The organism is Shewanella sp. SR44-3, assembly GCF_014163735.1.
Lineage (GTDB): Bacteria > Pseudomonadota > Gammaproteobacteria > Enterobacterales > Shewanellaceae > Shewanella.
Map to the genome: position 1 here is coordinate 1 of NZ_JACJDV010000072.1, position 3,315 is coordinate 3,315.

The window sequence follows — 3,315 nt, forward strand, 5'->3', positions numbered from 1 at the left end:
TTGGCGCCTGGAAATGACCTACTCTCGCATGGGGAGACCCCACACTACCATCGGCGATACTGTGTTTCACTTCTGAGTTCGGAATGGGATCAGGTGGTACCACAGCTCTATGGTTTCCAGACAAAATTGTCTAAGACTGGTTAATCGTCCGTCTGACGGTATTGTTTCCTCGCTCAAGTGCTCATGTAGCGAACTACACTCCGCGCTTCGCTCGTCACGGCTTTGTCAGCCTAACAATTTCCTGCGTCTTTTAATCAGTATTAGGTATTTGGAAAGCTAATTGGTTGAGTTCGCACTTTATTAAGCGCTTATATTCTTTACTAAGGTCAGTACGACCTCCAAGGACGGAGGAAGTGCTTTAAACGTCACGAACGTTTCAAGTAAAACCCATCTGGGTTGTATGGTTAAGCCTCACGGGTCATTAGTACAAGTTAGCTCAACGCCTCACAACGCTTACACACCTTGCCTATCAACGTAGTAGTCTCCTACGGCCCTTTAGAGAGCTTAAAGCTCTAGGGATGACTCATCTTAGGGCTCGCTTCCCGCTTAGATGCTTTCAGCGGTTATCGATTCCGAACGTAGCTACCGGGCAATGCCATTGGCATGACAACCCGAACACCAGCGGTTCGTCCACTCCGGTCCTCTCGTACTAGGAGCAGCTCCCTTCAATCATCCAACGCCCACGGCAGATAGGGACCGAACTGTCTCACGACGTTCTGAACCCAGCTCGCGTACCACTTTAAATGGCGAACAGCCATACCCTTGGGACCGACTTCAGCCCCAGGATGTGATGAGCCGACATCGAGGTGCCAAACACCGCCGTCGATATGAACTCTTGGGCGGTATCAGCCTGTTATCCCCGGAGTACCTTTTATCCGTTGAGCGATGGCCCTTCCATTCAGAACCACCGGATCACTATGACCTACTTTCGTACCTGCTCGACGTGTATGTCTCGCAGTTAAGCTGGCTTATGCCATTGCACTAACCGTACGATGTCCGACCGTACTTAGCCAACCTTCGTGCTCCTCCGTTACTCTTTGGGAGGAGACCGCCCCAGTCAAACTACCCACCAGGCACTGTCCCTAACCCCGATAAGGGGTCCAGGTTAGAACATCAAAACTACAAGGGTGGTATTTCAAGGACGACTCCACACAAACTAGCGTTCATGCTTCAAAGTCTCCCACCTATCCTACACATGTAGGTTCAATGTTCAGTGCCAAGCTATAGTAAAGGTTCACGGGGTCTTTCCGTCTAGCCGCGGGTATACGGCATCTTCACCGCAATTTCAACTTCACTGAGTCTCGGCTGGAGACAGCGTGGCCATCATTACGCCATTCGTGCAGGTCGGAACTTACCCGACAAGGAATTTCGCTACCTTAGGACCGTTATAGTTACGGCCGCCGTTTACCGGGGCTTCGATCATGAGCTTCTCTTGCGATAACCCAATCAATTAACCTTCCGGCACCGGGCAGGCGTCACACCGTATACGTCATCTTGCGATTTTGCACAGTGCTGTGTTTTTGATAAACAGTTGCAGCCACCTGGTATCTGCGACTGCCGTCAGCTTAGGGAGCAAGTCCCATCACCAACAGCAGCGTACCTTCTCCCGAAGTTACGGTACCATTTTGCCTAGTTCCTTCAGCCGAGTTCTCTCAAGCGCCTTGGTATTCTCTACCCGACCACCTGTGTCGGTTTGGGGTACGATTCCTACTAACCTGAAGCTTAGAAGATTTTCCTGGAAGCATGGCATCAACTACTTCATCACCGTAGTGACTCGTCATCAGCTCTCAGCCTGTACATTAAAGTACGAATTCCCGGATTTGCCTAAGAATTCAGCCTACCACCTTAAACGCGGACTACCAACGCCGCGCTAGCCTAGCCTTCTCCGTCTCTCCATCGCAGTTAGCAGAAGTACAGAAATATTAATCTGTTTCCCATCGATTACGCCTTTCGGCCTCACCTTAGGGGTCGACTCACCCTGCCCCGATTAACGTTGGACAGGAACCCTTGGTCTTCCGGCGAGGGGGTTTTTCACCCCCTTTATCGTTACTCATGTCAGCATTCGCACTTCTGATACCTCCAGCGTGGGTTACCCCTTCACCTTCAACGGCTTACAGAACGCTCCTCTACCGCGCACTTCCTAAGAAATGCACCCGTAGCTTCGGTGACTAGCTTAGCCCCGTTACATCTTCCGCGCAGGCCGACTCGACTAGTGAGCTATTACGCTTTCTTTAAATGATGGCTGCTTCTAAGCCAACATCCTAGCTGTCTAAGCCTTCCCACATCGTTTCCCACTTAGCTAGTACTTTGGGACCTTAGCTGACGGTCTGGGTTGTTTCCCTTTTGACAACGGACGTTAGCACCCGCTGTCTGTCTCCCGAGTAGTACTCATTGGTATTCGGAGTTTGCAAAGGGTTGGTAAGTCGGGATGACCCCCTAGCCTTAACAGTGCTCTACCCCCAATGGTATTCGCTCGAGGCGCTACCTAAATAGCTTTCGAGGAGAACCAGATATCTCCGAGTTTGATTGGCCTTTCACCCCCAGCCACAAGTCATCCGCTAATTTTTCAACATTAGTCGGTTCGGTCCTCCAGTTGATGTTACTCAACCTTCAACCTGCCCATGGCTAGATCACTCGGTTTCGGGTCTACACCTTGCAACTAAACGCGCAGTTAACACTCGGTTTCCCTACGGCTCCGCTATTCGCTTAACCTCGCTACAAAATGTAAGTCGCTGACCCATTATACAAAAGGTACGCAGTCACGGTCTCAAGAACCGCTCCCACTGCTTGTACGTATACGGTTTCAGGTTCTATTTCACTCCCCTCACAGGGGTTCTTTTCGCCTTTCCCTCACGGTACTGGTTCACTATCGGTCAGTCAGGAGTATTTAGCCTTGGAGGATGGTCCCCCCATATTCAAACAGGATGTCACGTGTCCCGCCTTACTCGTTTTCATCTACGGTTAGTTTTCGTGTACGGGGCTATCACCCTGTGCCGCTGGACTTTCCAGACCATTCCACTAACACCCCATAGACTTAAGGGCTAATCCCCGTTCGCTCGCCGCTACTAGGGGAATCTCGGTTGATTTCTTTTCCTCTGGGTACTTAGATGTTTCAGTTCCCCAGGTTCGCCTCATCACGCTATGTATTCACGTGATGATGACCACTTATGTGGCCGGGTTTCCCCATTCGGACATCGTTAGCTCAAATGCTTGTTACTAGCTCGCCAACGCTTTTCGCAAGTTACTACGTCCTTCATCGCCTCTGACTGCCAAGGCATCCACCGTATACGCTTGGTCACTTAACCATACAACCCA

General features: G+C 50.7%; 2 rRNA genes. Both read right to left on the reverse strand.

Going from position 1 to position 3,315, the window contains the following annotated elements:
- Window positions 1-5 precede the first annotated feature (5 nt).
- Window positions 6-121 (reverse strand): 5S ribosomal RNA (rrf, locus tag H5073_RS17720).
- A 279-nt stretch (window positions 122-400) separates the two neighbouring features.
- Window positions 401-3,305, reverse strand: a 23S ribosomal RNA gene (locus H5073_RS17725).
- Between the last annotated feature and the right edge of the window lie 10 nt (window positions 3,306-3,315).